The following is a 14348-nucleotide window of genomic DNA, read 5'->3' as shown; positions in this document are numbered from 1 at the left end:
GCTGGCAGATGCCTGCGCGGGGTGCGACGCGGCGGGGCGGTTCCCAGCGGATGCGGCCCGGGAGGGGTGTGTTCCGGGTGCGGGGGTCGCTGTGGATGCTGTCGGGGGATCGAGGGAATCCGCGGGTCTCGAGGGGTGCGGTCAGTACACCGAGAGGTACCCGCCGCGGTGCAGTCACCGAAAACATGAAGCGTTTGGCTGGTCGGCCACCCCGTCTTGTAGATTCAGACGAAAGCAGGGAAGCGGTAACCTCACGGCTTTCTCCCGGTCACACCCCGGTGCCACGACAACGTGCTGCGCACGACCCACCCACCCGGCAGACGAAACACGAACGGCAGGCGACGAGACGATGCGGCTGCGCGCCCTCCTGGAGAACGACTCGCTGGGCCTCCGGCTCCTCGGCGGCGACGACGAGCTGGACCGGACCGTACGCGGCGTGATGACCACCGACCTGCGCGACCCCAGCCGCTACCTGTCCGGCGGCGAACTGGTGCTCTCCGGGCTGGCGTGGCGGCACGCGCCGGAGGACTCCGAGCCGTTCGTCCAGATCCTGGCCACCGCGGGCGTCGCGGGGCTGGCCGCGGGCGAGGCGGAACTGGGTCCTGTCCCGCAGGACCTGGTCGACGCCTGCGCACGGCACCGGCTGCCGCTGTTCGCGGTGACCGAGTCGGTCGCCTTCGCCACCATCACCGAGCACGTCGTCCGGCAGGTCTCCACCGAGCGCGCCGGAGATCTCGCCGCCGTCGTGGACCGGCACCGGCGGCTGATGTCCTCGGGCCCCGCGGGCGGTGGACCCGACGTGGTGCTCGACCTGCTCGGCTCGGACCTGGACCTGGCGGCCTGGGTGCTCTCTCCCACCGGCCGGCAGATCGCCGGCCCCAGCGAGGGACCGGGACTGCCGCACGCCACCGCCGCCAGGCTGGCGGGCGCGCATCTGGCCGCCGTCCGTGCCGGACGGCGCGCCCCGCACCGGACGGCCGAGGACGGTGCGGCCTACTCGCTCTTCCCCGTCGGCCGGGGCACCGGCGACCCGCGCCGCACCGTGCTCTCGGACTGGCTGCTGGCCGTGGCCGACGACACCGGCGACTGGCCCGCCGAGCGCCTGGACCTGCTGCACGGCGTCACCCAGCTCATCGCGGTCGAACGCGACCGGCGGGACGCAGCGCGGACCGTGCGCCGCAGGCTGGCGCAGGAGGTGCTGGAGCTGGTGCAGACCGGCGCGCCGCCCTCCGAGATCGCCGCGCGGCTGCGGGTCGCCGCGCCCGTCCTGCTGCCCGGGCAGGGTTCGGCTCCCGCCTGGCAGGTGATCGTCGCGCGGGTGGAGTGGGACGAGCCCGACCCGGCCCGCGCCCTGGACGGCGGGGCCGTCGCCCAGTCCCTGCTGGAGGAGCTGCTGGTGGACCCGCGCAGCGGTGGCCCGGACGGCTCGGACCGGATCGCCGTCGCGCACGTCGACGGCGAGGCGGTCGCACTGGTGCCGCTGACCGGCGAGGCCCCGGAGGACGACGCCCAGGACGGCGCCGGGGCGCACGGGCCAGCGGCCACGGGCGGCGAGACGCCGGCGCACGCCGGGACGCGTGCCGGCGAGGGACTGCACGCGGAAGCGTTGCTGGCCGAGGCCGGGGAACCGCTGGGGCGCGCCCTCGCCGACGACGGACGGCTGACGCTGGGGGTGAGCGCCGCGGTGCACTCCGCCGAAGGGCTGCGGGGCGCCCTGGAGGAGGCCCGGCACGCCCGCCGGGTGGCGGCGGCGCGCCCCGGTGCGGTGCGCGCGGCCGGGCACGAGGAACTGGCCTCGCATGTGCTGCTGCTGCCGTTCGTCCCGGACGACGTACGCCGCGCCTTCACCGCCCGGCTGCTGGACCCGCTGCGCGAGTACGACCGCAAGCACCGCGCCGAACTGGTGCCCACCCTGGAGGCGTTCCTGTCCTCGGACGGCTCCTGGACGCGCTGCGCGGGCCGCCTCCATCTGCACGTCAACACCCTCCGGTACCGGGTCAGCCGCATCGAGCAGCTCACCGGCCGCGATCTGTCCCGCCTGGAGGACAAGCTGGACTTCTTCCTCGCGCTGCGGATGAGCTGAGCCGACCGGCCGGAAGCCGCCTCACCGTTCGGAGGGGATTCTCCCGCCGGAGGGCGGAGCCGCCGGTACCGCCGCGCCGGTTCCGGCAGCGGCGCCCGGGCCGGCCCGGCGCAGGTGGGCGAGGACGGCCAGCACCCGGCGGTGATCGTCGGGCGCGGGCGGGAGGTCGAGCTTGGCGAGGATGGAGCGGACGTGCTTGACGACCGCCGCCTCGCTGACGACCAGCGCGCGGGCGATGCCGCCGTTGGAGCGCCCCTCGGCCATGGCGGCCAGCACCTCCCGTTCCCGGGCGGTCAACCGCCGCAGCGCGGCCGGTTCGCGGTCCGGGGCCAGCAGCCGCCGGACCACCTCGGGGTCGATGACGGTGCCGCCGGCCGCCACCCGCCGCAGCGCCTCGACGAACTCCGCGACCTCGCCCACCCGGTCCTTGAGCAGGTAGCCGACACCGTCACCGGTGGCCAGCAGGTCCGCGGCGTAGGAGTTCTCGACGTACTGGGAGAGCACCAGCACCGGCAGTCCGTGGTGTTCGGCGCGCAGCCGGAGGGCGGCGCGCAGCCCCTCGTCCCGCAGGCCCGGCGGCATGCGCACATCGGTGACGACGCAGTCCGGCGCGTGCGCGGCCACGGCCTCCAGCAGCGCGGGCGCGTCGCCGACGCCCGCGCACACCTCGTGGCCGAAGCGGAGCAGGAGCTGGGTCAGCCCCTCGCGCAGCAGTACGGAGTCCTCGGCGAGCACCAGCCGCACAGCCGTTCCCCCTTTCGCTGGTTCCCCGGTGCACCGGCGGCCCCGCGATCCCGACGGTTGCCGCCGCAGCACATCATCGCCGATGTGTGCCCCCGTCGGTCCAGGGCAGTTCCATCCGCAACAGCGTCGGGCCGCCGGGCGGGCTGGAGAGACGCAGCCGCCCGCCGTGCGCCGCGAGCCGGTCCGCGAGGCCCGTCAGACCGGTGCCGCCCGCCGGGTCGGCACCGCCCCGGCCGTCGTCGCGGACCTCCAGTGTCAGCGTCCGCCCGCCCCCCCCCACGGTCACCTCGGCGTGTGCGGCGCCGCTGTGCTTGGCCACGTTGGCCAGCGCCTCGGCGGCGGCGAAGTAGGCGGCCACCTCCAGCGCCTCGGTGGGCCGCCGGGCACCGAGCCGGTCCGTCACCCGTACCGGCAGGGGCGCCCGTTCGGCCAGTGCGCCGAGCGCCGCGCCCAGCCCCCGGTCGGTGAGCACCGGGGGGTGGAGCCCGCGGACGAGGTCCCGCAGGTCGCCGAGGACGGCCCGGGCCTCCTGCTGCGCCTCGACGACGAGCGCGGGGTCGGCGTCCAGCCGTGCGAGCCCCAGCTTCATGATCAGTCCGGTGAGCCGCTGCTGCGCGCCGTCGTGCAGATCGCGTTCGATACGGCGCCGCTCCCCCTCGAACGCGTCCGCCAGCCGGGCCCGGGAGGCGGTCACCTCCGTCAGCCGCGCGTCCAGCTCCCGCTCCCGCCGCGGGCCCACCAGCACGGCCCGGGCGAGCGCCACCCGCATCCCGGCCAGGCACGCGAGGGTGTAGCAGGCGAGCACCGCGAAGACCGGTGTCAGCAGGAGCCAGGGCAGCACCTGGACCGGTTCCGTCAGCACGATGCCCGGCCCGTACATCACCCGGTCCCCGTCCGCGACGGTGAGCAGCGCGAACGGCTGGCTGACGACCAGTCCGAGCGCCAGCAGGACGGCCAGCAGGTCCAGCAGCGCCAGCACCGCGTTGAGCAGGGCGAAGCCGAACTCCGCCCAGGTGACCGGGGAGGCGGCACGCTGCCGCAGCCCGCGCAGCGCGCGCCGGATCGCGCCACCGCGCGTGCTCCGGTCCGCTCCCGCGGGCGTGCGGGAGCGGGGCGGCCGGGTGTCCCGCGGGCCGGGCAGGCGCAGCCGGCGCCGTTCCAGTTCGGCGAGACCGGCGGCCGAGGCGGGGACGCCCAGCAGCACGACCGCGCCGATCCCGACCGGCAGCAGGAGCATCCCGGACACCGTGAGCGCGACCGCGAGACAGAGCCAGCCAAGCCCCAGCACGCCGCCGGCCAGCAGTTGGCGCACCGCGCGCAGCGGCCACGTCGAGCACAGGAAGGCCCGGGGCCCGCCCGCCAGCACCTGCCACACTCCGAAGTCGGCGGCAGCGTCCGGCCGACCGGCAGCCGCTCCGCCGGTTCCGGGGTGTGCGAGTGCCCCCGGTCCGGCCCGGCTCCCCGCCTCCCGGCCCCTCTCGAACAGCGGCTTCCCTGCCGGTTTCTCGCTGGTCACCACGGACCGACCGTACGCGACAGCAGGGCGCGCAGCTGCCGGACCGCGGACTCCCAACTCCACTCCGCCGCCACCCAGGAGCGGCCCGCCGCTCCCATCGCGGCGGCCGCCCGCGGGTCGGTGAGCAGGCCGGTGAGGTGCTCGGCGACGGCCCGGACGTCGCGGCCGTCGACGAGATACCCGGTCTCACCGTCCCGGACCGCTTCCGGCACCCCGCCTGAGTTCCCGGCCAGCACGGGCAGTCCGGCAGCGGCCGCCTCCAGGCAGACGATGCCCAGCCCTTCGGCCTCCAGGCCGAACCGGCGGGTGCGGCAGGGCAGGGCGAAGACATCGGCTGCCGCGTAGTAGGGCGGCAGGTCGCCGTGCGCCCGGGACCCGGTGAACACGACGGCGTCGTCGGGCAGTTCCGGGAGCCGCCGCGCCAGCCCGCGCAGCGCCCGTTCGCGGGGCCCGGAGCCGACGATCACGAGCGTCGCCCCGGGCACCGCGGCACGCACCCGGGGCATGGCGCGGATCAGGGTGTCCTGCCCCTTGCGCCGGACCAGCCGCGAGACACTGAGCACCACCGCCTTGCCCTCCAGGCCCAGCCGGCGGTACACGGCCCGCTCTTCGCCGTCCGGCCGGAAGCGCGTGCTGTCGACTCCGGGCACCAGCCGGGCCGCGCGGGGGTGCGGGCCGAACGCCCGGGCCGTGCGGGCCCGGGAGTGCGCGGTGAGGTGAGTGACCGTGTCGACGCCGTCACCGATCCGGCGCAGCAGACCGCGGGTGCCGGGGAGCGCGGCCCACCACATCTCGTGCCCGTGGGTCGTGGCGACCGAGGGCAGTCCGAGGCGTCCGGCGAGCAGTCCCAGCGGGGCGGCGGCACCGAACCACACGCGGTCGCATCCGTAGCGGAAGGCCAGCGCCCGGGCCGTCGCGGCCACCCGCGGGGTGGGCAGCAACGTCCGGGCCCGGTCCCGGACGACGGGGAAGGGCTGCGCGGCGTCGAACGCGTCGGAGCCGGGCTGGGCCGCCGTGTAGACGACGACCTCGGCGGGCGGGAACCGGCGGGCGATCTCGTGGACGAACGTCTCGATGCCGCCTCGGCGGGGCGGATAGTCGTTCGTCACGATCAGCGTGCGGCCGCGCTCCGCGGAGGGGGGCCGGTCCCCGCTCCGGGGCGGGCCGACGTCGGCAGCCGGGGCAGCGGGTTCCGGCGGACCGGGTGACGGATCGGGGTGGGGCGCGGGCGGGATCGGGTCGTCGGGCATCGGCAGCCTCCGGAAGGCGCCCGCAGGGCGGGCAGGGGGACGTCGTACTCCTGGCACGGGTGGGTCCGTGAAAGCGCGCACGAGAGGCGCGCGGGGCCGCGCCGAGCGGTGGCACACGCCGAAGTGCGGGCGCACGCACGCTCTTCGGCCGTCCGGGCGGCGCCCGGGACGTGGCGGCGGACGGCCGGCGCGGCGGCGGTCGGACGTGGCCGCTGTCCGCGGGCGCTCCGCGTCCGCGGACAGCGGCGCGCGGCTGGGAGCACGCAGACGGGCGCGCAGACCGTGCGGGGCCGACGCGGCCACCCGCCGGCACCGGGCCCGCGGGGGCACCGCGACCTGCGACGATGGGTTTCACTCCGTCAGTCAACCGCTGATCGGCGGGGAGTTCACTGCAGCAGGTTGCCGACCCGGGGTAGAGCAGGCACTACCCCGCCGCTCCCCCGAACCGCCGGGAGCCGGGCGCTTGTCACTCCGTCGCCACCGGTAAAACTTTGTGAACTGATTCACACCACCCCCTTGGCCGGGCGGCGCAACCCGTGCTGTGATGCGCTCACATCCGGCTCGACGGCGCGCTTGGGGAGGGCACTGTGGCGGACACCGCCATGTCACGTTCGGAAAGGCTGGATCCGAGAGGCCCGACAGGTCATGGTGGCCCCACGGGCCCCGGCATGAGCCCGGACAGCCCGCTGGGACAGGCGGTGTGGCGGCTGCGCTCGCGGGGGTGCTGGGAGGACGCGGCGGCGCTGCTGGAGCCGTATGCGCAGGAGCATCCGCAGGCGGCGGTCGGACGGGCCGGACTGCTCGTCGAACGGTGCATGTACACGGGGGACGGCTGGCCCGCCGCGGAGGACGCGCTGCGGGTCGCCGAAGCGGTGGCACGGGTGGACGACGACCGCGGGGCCGCTGCCTGCGAACGCGGCCAACTCGCCTACGCGGCGACCGTGCTGGGCGTCCGTGACCGGACCGACGAGGCGCGGGCGGCGCTCGGCCGGGCCGCCGCCCTCCTGGAGCCGGGCGCGCCCGGCCGGGCGCTGCTGGACTTCCGGCGCGGACTGCTGGCGGAGAACCTGAGCGACACCCCGGAGTCCGCACGCGCCGCCTACCGCAGGGCGCACGCGGGCGCGACAGCCCGCGGAGACCTGCTGCTGTGCTCCTCGACCTGGCGGCATCTGGCCGGACTCGCGGCCCGCGAGGGAGAACTGGCCGAGGCCCGCCACGGTTTCGCCGAGTCGCTCCGGCTGCGGGAGGAGCTGGGGTTCCTCGTCGGCATGGCGCCCGCTCTGGCCTCGCTCGCCGAGGTGCAGCCGGAGCCGGAGGCGACCCGGCTGCGCGAGGAGGCCGGGCGGCTGTTCCGGCTGCTGGGCGGCGTGCCCTCCTGGCTCGCCGACCGGCTGCCGGAGTCCGGACGGGGCGAGGAGCGGGGCGAGGAGCCGGATGGCGCGGCCGGTGCGGAGGCCGCGACGGCGGTGCCCCCGAACCGGGCGTGACCCGCGCCCGGGCATGCGGCGTCTCGTGAAGTGGTCGCCCCTCGGAAGCACCCGCGCCCAGAAGCGGCGGCGGAAGTACCCGCGCCTCAGAAGTGGCCGCGGACCAGTCGCTCGACGGCCGGATAGTCCTGGTCGGCCAGCGCGTCCAGCAGCGCGAGGTGGTCGGCTGCCTCGGCGAGCAGGTCGGTGGTGCGCGGGGCGGGTGCCGCCCGCAGGGCCGACAGCTGCGCCCGGCGCTGCACGTCCTCGGCGACGGCGACCAGTTGCCGGTTCCCGGTCGCCTCCAGCAGGGCGCGGTGGAAGACGAGATCGGTCTCGGCGTAGGCGGTTCGGTCCCCGCACGCCGCCGCCTGCAGGGTGTCGTCCGCGAGCGGCCGCAGCTCGGCCCAGTACCCGGGGGGCAGGGTCCGCGCGAGCCCCAGGACTGCCGGGACCTCCAGCAGGGCCCGGACCTCGGTGAGTTCGGCCAGGTCGCGAGGGCTGTGCGCGGCGACGCGGAAGCCCCGGTTGGGCACCGTCTCCACGGCACCCTCGCTCGCCAGGAGCTGCATGGCCTCCCGTACGGGGGTCGGCGAGACACCGAAGCGCTCCCCCAGCACGGGCGCGGAATAGACCTCTCCGGGGGCCAGCTCGCCGGAGAGCAGCGCACCGCGCAAAGCTTCGAGGATCTGGTCGCGTACGGAATGGCGCTGCGGCACCACCTTCGGTGCCGCTGGTTCGCAGTGGGTGTGCTCACCGCGGGCACTGCCCTCCGTCCGCCGGGCGCGGGCGGCGGACGGCTCGGTGGCGCGCCGGACCGGTCCGGGGACGGCCGGGGCGAGGGGCCGGGGCACGACGGCCGGCGGGCCGGCCGCCGACGGGACGGCAGCGGGCCCCGCAGGTGACTCCGCTCGGCTCTGCTCCATAGGGCCCCCAGCACTCTGCGTACATGTCTTCGCCATGCAGGCTGCCGTGCACCCTAGGCCGCGGCGACACGAGATCAAACCTCGGACGTGATCAGTTAAGGTAAGGCTTACCTGCTGATGCTCGTCGATTCGGTGGTCCCCATGACCGTGCCCACCCTCGCCTCCGTAGCCTCTGACGTCTCCCCTTTCCATACGCCCTACGCCCGGCTGACCGAGGTGCTCCCGTCGCTGGGTGTGACCGAGACCACGACTCGCGAACCGCTCCCCGCGGGACCCGGCTGGGTGCGCGCCGCAGCGCTCGCGGACGGCGGCGAGGCGCTCGACACGTTCCTCGCCTGGGACGAGGAGCAGATCCTGCGGGACCACGGGCGGCCCGGACGCCCGGATGTCGTCGCCAGCTTCGGGCTGCACCGCTACGCCTGGCCCGTCTGCCTGCTGTTCACCGCCCCGTGGTTCCTCCGGCGGCGGGTGCCCCGGCTGCCGGTGGAGGCCGTGGCGGTCCAGCGGTCCCAGGGGCGGCTCGCGGTCCGGATCGAGCAGTTCGCCTGCCTGCCGGACGACCCCGCGGCGACCGCACCGGGGGCGCGCGTGGTGCCCGGCGAGGAGGCGCTGCGGGCCGAGGTGCGTGCCGCGGTGGCCGCCCACCTCGCGCCGGTGCTGGAGGGGTTCGGGCCCCGGATGCGGCGCGGCCCGCGGGCGCTGTGGGGGATGGTGACGGACGAGATCACCGAGGGGCTCTGGTATCTGGGGCACCTGGTGGGCGAGGAGCCGCGCGCCCGGGCGGAGGCCGAACTGCTGCTCCCCGGCGCGGTCGCGCCCTTCGCCCAGGGTGCGGGCTTCCGCGAGCTGCCCGGCCCCGGAGGAGCGGCGCTGACCACCCGCGACCGGGCGAGCTGCTGCCTCTACTACACCCTCCGGCCCGAGGACACCTGCGTCACCTGTCCCCGGACATGCGACGCGGAGCGAATCGAGCGAATGACCGTGGTCCGCTGAGGTGTTCGACCCTGGGTCCCTCTCCCGGCTCCCTGCGCCCCCTTTTCGCGTGCTCTTCCCCTGAAACCCCCCGGCGGAGTGGCGCCCTCCCGTAAGGATGCTCGGGACGAAGCAAGCCAGAGCGCGAGCGCGACACCGCCTCGCACGCGACGGGGCCTACTCGGCGTCCCCGGCGTGCGCCCGCGGTACGCGCGGCAAGGGGCACCCCGATGAGACTGACCGACATACCGCTGAACTGGGTGCTGCCGAGCGCCGTACTGCTCGTCGGCACTCTGGCCGCGGTGCTGGTGATGGCGCGCTCGCGCCGGCACGGCTCCGCCTCCGAGAGCGAGAGCGCACACGGACAGCCCGACTCCGCGGAGCGAGCCGAGGAGCGGCGGCGCCGCAAGGAGACGCTCTACGCGACGGCCGCCTACCTGCTGCTGTTCTGCTGCGCCGCGGTCGCCGCAGCCCTCTCCTTCCACGGGCTGGTCGGATTCGGCAGGCAGAACCTGGGCCTGGGCGGCGGCTGGGAGTACCTGGTGCCGTTCGGGCTGGACGGAGCCGCGATGTTCTCCGCCGTGATCGCCGTCCGGGAGGCCAGCCACGGGGACGCCTCGCTGGGTTCGCGCCTGCTGGTGTGGATCTTCGCGGGGGCCGCGGCGTGGTTCAACTGGGTGCACGCGCCGCGCGGCACCGGGCACGACGGAGCGCCGCAGTTCTTCGCGGGAATGTCGCTCTCGGCCGCGATCCTGTTCGACCGGGCGCTCAAGCAGACCCGCCGCGCGGCGCTGCGCGACCAGGGCCTGGTGCCGCGTCCGCTGCCGCAGATCCGCATCGTCCGCTGGCTGCGGGCCCCCCGGGAGACGTTCGGGGCGTGGTCGCTGATGCTGCTGGAGGGGGTGCGGACGCTGGACGAGGCCGTCGACGAGGTGCGCGAGGACCGGCGGCAGCACGAGCAGGAGCGGCAGCGCCGCAAGGACCAGGAGCGCCTGGACCGGGCCCGGGTCAAGGCCATCAACCGGCAGCACCGCCGGTGGAGCCGGGGACGCGCGGCGGCGGCACCCCATGTGGAGGTCGAGCTCGGCGCGCCCGCGCCTTCCGCGCCCTCCGGCGGGAGTGAGCCGTCCGGCGAACTGCCCGCGGTGGCTGCCTCACCCGTGCCGCCCCGCGGCAGGCCCGCGCTGCAGGCCGTCGGGGACGACAGCGCCTCGGCGCGCGCCCGCCGGGACGGCGAGCCCGCGGGTGGCGAGTCCGGCCGGGAGGGCGGCGAGAAGAGCGCGGCCAGTCCGCGGCTGGACACCCTGGAGGAGAAACTGGCGGAGATCGAGCGGCAGTTCGGCTGACGGTCCGGCAGTCCGCCGGTACGGCGCGGAAGCCCTGCCAGGGCTCCTCTCCGCACCGGCGGTGCCGGTCGTCCCGCTGGTGCCAGGCGCCTCAGCCTCCCGCTCCGGTGCGCCGGGCGGTGAAGCCGCGGCTTCGGGCCGCGTACACCAGGGCCAGCACCGGCAGCATGAGTGCCAGGACGCTCCACGGGAACGACGCGGCGCCCAGGGCGTCCAGCAGCACCCCGCCCACGATTCCCCCGCCTGCCATGGCCGCGTTCCACAGCGTGACGAGCATCGCCTGCGCGGCGTCCGCGGACTCGCCGCCCGCCTCGCCGACGGCCGTCTGCAGCAGCGTCGGCGCCCCTCCCCAGCCGAGGCCCCAGAGCGCGACCGCCGCATAGACGAGCGGTGTGCAGTCGGCCGCCACCGCCAGGACGGCTGCCGCCAGGGCGACCAGCAGGGCACCGCCGAGCGTCAGCGCGCGCAGCCCGCGGCCGATGTGCGCGCCGACGAACCAGATGCTCAGCAGCGAGGCGGCGCCGAACACCAGCAGGACGCGGTCGGCCGAGCCGCCGAGGCCCGCGTGCTCGAGGAAGGCGGCGATGTAGGTGTAGAGCACCGTGTGGGCGAGTACCCAGCCGAGCGTGGTGAGCAGGACGGGCAGCACTCCGGGGATGCGCAGCACGGCGGCCATGGGAGTGCGGTCGTCCGGCTGCTGCCCGGGGTGGTCGGGAACGGCGGCGGTGATCCAGCCGAGCAGGACGGCGGTCAGCGCCGTCATGGCCCAGAAGGCGGTGCGCCAGCCGAGTGCGTTGCCCAGGAACGTGCCCGCCGGAACGCCCAGCGACAGCGCGACCGGGATACCGGCCATGGCGATCGCGATGGCCCGGCCGCCCAGGTGCGCGGGGGCCAGGCGGCGTGCGTATCCGGCCAGCAGCGCCCAGGCGAGCCCGGCCGCCACACCGGCGACGAAGCGCGCGGTCATGGTGAGGGTGTAGTCGGTGGAGACGGCTGTGACGGTGTTGGCCGCGGCGAAGCCGGCCATCGCGGTCAGCAGCAGCCGCTTGCGGCGCCATCCGGCGGTGAAGGCGGTGAGCGGGACGGCCGTGAGCGCGGTGCCGACGGCGTAGATGGTGACGCTCTGGCCCATGGCGGGCTCGCCGACGGCGAGGTCGCCGCTCATCCCGGGCAGCAGGCCGGCGGGCAGGGTCTCGGTGAGGCTGGTGATGAAGACGGCGGTGGCGAGCGCCAGCAGGGCGGCGAGCGGGAGCGCGCCGCGCTCGGAGCCGGCGGGTTCGGACGGCCCCGGAGCGCCGTCCGGGGTGAGCGCGTCATGCGCGGTGTCGGTTCGCATGACCGGTATGCTCGAACCCTCACACGGATGTGAAGGTCAAGTCGGCGGCTGCGGGACGTCCTCGGAAACGGAGCCGGAGCATACCCGGGGAGGGTGGGAGGCGGCCTGATGCGGATCGGCGAACTCGCGGAGCGGACGGGGACACCCCGGCGGCTGCTGCGCTATTACGAGGAGCAGGGGCTGATCGCCGCGGACCGGGCCCCCAACGGCTATCGCGACTACGACGAACGGTTCGTCGACCGCGTACTGCAGATCCGGGGGCTGCTGGACGCCGGACTGCCCACCCGGATCATCAAGCAGATCCTGCCGTGCCTCGACCAGCCCCGGGTCATCCACTTCCGGGACGCCACCCCGGAGATGCTGGCCACTCTGGAGGACCAGCTGGAGCGGATGACGGCCCGGGTACAGTGCCTGGCCCGCAACCGGGACGCCATCGCGGCCTACCTCGCAGAGGTCCGGGCCACCCGCGCACCGGAGCACGGGGAGGTCCGGGGCGCGGACGCCCCGGACGCGGGGCAGCCCTCCGCACCGGCGCACCCCACCGGCCCGGAGCCCGGCACCGCACCGGCCCCCGGCGCCGGTCCGCGGACTCCGGCGACGGCCCGCACGGCACGACGCAGCCCCCGCGTCAGCTCTCCCACACCGTGACCGCGGTGCGGTCCCCCGAGTGCCCCTCGAGCGCGCACAGGAGGCCGTCCAGGTAGGCCGCGGCACCCGGAGGACCACCGTCCGCACCGGTCCAGCGAGTGGCGAGCCGCTCCCCGAAGGCGGGCTCGGCCCGCAGCGGTTCCGCCACGCCGGGACCGCACAGCAGCAGCACGTCTCCCGGCTCCGCGGTCCGGGAGCGGAAGTGGAACGGGGCCGCGGCCGCCTCGGCGGTCCGCTCGGCCGGAGCGAAACCGTCCCGGGCCGCCGCCGCGCCCGCGGTCGGATCGCGGCCTGCCGGAGTGTCCGGAGGCGGTGGCGCGTGGATACCGACGGGCTCGATGTCCTGCCAGCCGTCGCCGCTGCGCCGAAAGGCTCCGCCCGCACCGGCGCCGAAGAGCACCCGGGTGCGGCAGCGCGGGTCGGCGGGCAGCAGCAGGCAGCGCAGGTCGACGGTGTGCCGCTCGGGTTCCAGCCCCAGGGCAGCGGCCTGGGCGCGCAGCCTGCCGAAGGCGCGGTCCGTCAGCCGGTGCAGGCCAGGTTGCAGCGCACTGGTGCGGTCCTCCCGCAGGTCCCGGGCGAGCCGTGCGCTGCTGCGGCCGACCGCTTCCCCCACCGCGTGGCACGCCTCGCGCGCGGCGCGGTGCCCGCCCGGCCCCGACCGTCCCCCGGCCGCGACGGCCACCAGCAGCAGCCCGTCCTCCTCGGCGCCGAACCGCGCGGCCAGCAGCGCGTCCGTCCGCGGGCGCCCCTCCCGCCGCCCGGCGGCGCCGCGTACGGAGACCGCGTGCAGCTCCGCGGACCCGTACCGCGCCGACTCCAGCACGGTCTCCGGCACCCACTCCCCCGGCGCGTCCGGTGCGGCGGGCGGCAGCACCCCGGCCGGCAGCGCGGACACCGGCGCGGCGGCGGACTCCGGTCCGGGCGGGGCCCCCGCGGCCGCGGGGTCCGCGCGGCCGGGCCCCGGCGGGTCGGTGGGCGGGCCGGTCAGCGTGCGGCTCACCGAGCGATAGCGCTCGTCCAGGGTGTCCCGGGCGCCTGCGCGGCCGGTGTCCGCAGCGTGCGGATCGTACAACTGGGCCCACCAGTCGCGCTGTTCGCCTGCGTCCTGCGCCCCCTGTCCACTCATCGACTCATTGTCCCGCGCACGGGCCGGCTGGGAAGGGCCTGCGCGGGACACAGTCCCGGGGCCGCATGTCGAACACCGGAACCAACAGCCCGTCGGCGGCTCTCAAGGCTCCGCAGGCGGCGGTGCTCCCCGGCCGGCAGGCATGGCCGGTGCCTGCGCCCGCTCCAGCCGGAATACGGGCTCGCGGGTGCCGGTTGCAGCACACCATGCACCGTCCACAGGAGCCGTCCAGCGGCATACACCCCCTGCTCGCCGGGCGCTTCAGCCCCTATCGGTTCGACCCGGCGGCGGCTGTCGACGACCATGCCCTGGGGCTGCTGCTGGAAGCCGCGCGGTGGGCGCCGTCGGCGGGGAACTCCCAGCCGTGGGGCTTCTTCACCGGCAGGCCAGGTGAGCCGGAGCACGACCGGATACTCCCCCACCTCGCGCCGAGCTCGGCCCGCTGGGCGACGGACGCGGGCCTGCTCGTCGTCACGCTGACCCGCCGGTACGTCGATGACACGCAACTGCTCTACTCCGAGTTCGCGGACTACGACCTCGGCCAGGCCATCGCCCACATGACGGTGCAGGCCCAGGCCATGGGGCTGGCCGCGCACCAATTCCGGGCCTTCGACCTGGAAGGGCTCACCAAGGAGCTGGACCCGAGCCCGGGCTGGGTGATCGTCTCCATGGCCGCGGTCGGCGAGGCGGCCGACGGACCTCCGGAGGGCCGTGCCCGGCACAGCGTCGCGCGGTTGCGCTCCGCGCCCTGGTCTGCGGCGGAGTAGCAGCGAAGCCGGTCCCGTCGAGCAGTGGGGATGCCCGCACAGCCGGCGTCACGGCAGTCGACAGTGCACAGTCGCGGGTCGCGCGGACGGCTGACCAGACCCTCGCGGCAGTGGGTGGTGCAGAATTCACCGCACCCGGAGATGAGACTCTCCGGCGTCTCGCCCGAA

At 75.9% G+C, this 14348-nt stretch carries 11 protein-coding genes and 1 pseudogene; 6 read left to right on the top strand and 6 right to left on the bottom strand.

What is annotated here, in order from left to right:
* The first annotated feature begins 349 nt into the window (after positions 1 to 349).
* A complete protein-coding gene (locus ACFYMO_RS00220; RefSeq protein WP_366772727.1) occupies positions 350 to 2083 on the top strand; it encodes a PucR family transcriptional regulator ligand-binding domain-containing protein in 1734 nt (577 codons plus the stop codon).
* Between the two features lie 21 nt (positions 2084 to 2104).
* Here the strand turns inward: ACFYMO_RS00220 and ACFYMO_RS00215 are convergent, their stop codons facing one another.
* From ACFYMO_RS00215 to ACFYMO_RS00205, 3 genes are all read right to left on the bottom strand, one after another.
* Positions 2105 to 2818, bottom strand: a complete 714-nt coding sequence (locus ACFYMO_RS00215) for a response regulator transcription factor (protein WP_366772765.1) — start codon at positions 2816 to 2818, stop codon at positions 2105 to 2107.
* 82 nt (positions 2819 to 2900) lie between these two features.
* Positions 2901 to 4346 carry a sensor histidine kinase gene (locus tag ACFYMO_RS00210; RefSeq protein ID WP_388543217.1) on the bottom strand — a complete coding sequence of 482 codons (1446 nt, stop codon included), beginning with the start codon at positions 4344 to 4346 and terminating at the stop codon, positions 2901 to 2903.
* Complete coding sequence (locus ACFYMO_RS00205; RefSeq protein ID WP_388543215.1) at positions 4340 to 5593, bottom strand: glycosyltransferase family 4 protein; 1254 nt, start codon at positions 5591 to 5593, stop codon at positions 4340 to 4342. Before ACFYMO_RS00205 ends, ACFYMO_RS00210 begins: the two co-directional genes overlap by 7 nt.
* Positions 5594 to 6261: 668 nt before the next feature.
* Between ACFYMO_RS00205 and ACFYMO_RS00200 the strand changes: the two genes are divergently transcribed.
* On the top strand, positions 6262 to 7080 hold the full coding sequence (locus ACFYMO_RS00200; protein ID WP_388543213.1) for a hypothetical protein: 819 nt from the start codon (positions 6262 to 6264) through the stop codon (positions 7078 to 7080).
* Positions 7081 to 7166: 86 nt separating this feature from the next.
* Here the strand turns inward: ACFYMO_RS00200 and ACFYMO_RS00195 are convergent, their stop codons facing one another.
* Positions 7167 to 7985 carry a GntR family transcriptional regulator gene (locus tag ACFYMO_RS00195; RefSeq protein ID WP_366772732.1) on the bottom strand — a complete coding sequence of 273 codons (819 nt, stop codon included), beginning with the start codon at positions 7983 to 7985 and terminating at the stop codon, positions 7167 to 7169.
* A 141-nt stretch (positions 7986 to 8126) separates the two neighbouring features.
* Between ACFYMO_RS00195 and ACFYMO_RS00190 the strand changes: the two genes are divergently transcribed.
* Together ACFYMO_RS00190 and ACFYMO_RS00185 are read left to right on the top strand one after the other, a co-directional pair.
* Positions 8127 to 8978, top strand: coding sequence for a (2Fe-2S)-binding protein (locus ACFYMO_RS00190; protein WP_366772733.1), 852 nt, complete (start codon positions 8127 to 8129; stop codon positions 8976 to 8978).
* 209 nt (positions 8979 to 9187) lie between these two features.
* On the top strand, positions 9188 to 10303 hold the full coding sequence (locus ACFYMO_RS00185; RefSeq protein WP_366772734.1) for a DUF2637 domain-containing protein: 1116 nt from the start codon (positions 9188 to 9190) through the stop codon (positions 10301 to 10303).
* Between the two features lie 91 nt (positions 10304 to 10394).
* Here the strand turns inward: ACFYMO_RS00185 and ACFYMO_RS00180 are convergent, their stop codons facing one another.
* Complete coding sequence (locus ACFYMO_RS00180; protein ID WP_366772735.1) at positions 10395 to 11639, bottom strand: MFS transporter; 1245 nt, start codon at positions 11637 to 11639, stop codon at positions 10395 to 10397.
* A 108-nt stretch (positions 11640 to 11747) separates the two neighbouring features.
* Between ACFYMO_RS00180 and ACFYMO_RS00175 the strand changes: the two are divergent.
* Positions 11748 to 12107 (top strand): annotated as a pseudogene (locus ACFYMO_RS00175) (MerR family transcriptional regulator); the annotation flags it as partial.
* Between the two features lie 160 nt (positions 12108 to 12267).
* Here ACFYMO_RS00175 and ACFYMO_RS00170 read toward each other — a convergent pair.
* A complete protein-coding gene (locus tag ACFYMO_RS00170; protein ID WP_388543211.1) occupies positions 12268 to 13413 on the bottom strand; it encodes a protein phosphatase 2C domain-containing protein in 1146 nt (381 codons plus the stop codon).
* Positions 13414 to 13619: 206 nt separating this feature from the next.
* Here ACFYMO_RS00170 and ACFYMO_RS00165 point away from each other — a divergent pair, with 206 nt between their 5' ends.
* Positions 13620 to 14180: a nitroreductase family protein gene (locus ACFYMO_RS00165; RefSeq protein WP_366772737.1), complete on the top strand. Its 561-nt coding sequence runs from the start codon at positions 13620 to 13622 to the stop codon at positions 14178 to 14180.
* Positions 14181 to 14348: the final 168 nt, after the last annotated feature.

The sequence above is a fragment of the Streptomyces sp. NPDC007025 genome (genome assembly GCF_042869455.1).
Lineage (GTDB): Bacteria > Actinomycetota > Actinomycetes > Streptomycetales > Streptomycetaceae > Streptomyces.
This window is presented reverse-complemented; position numbering and strand designations above follow the sequence as displayed.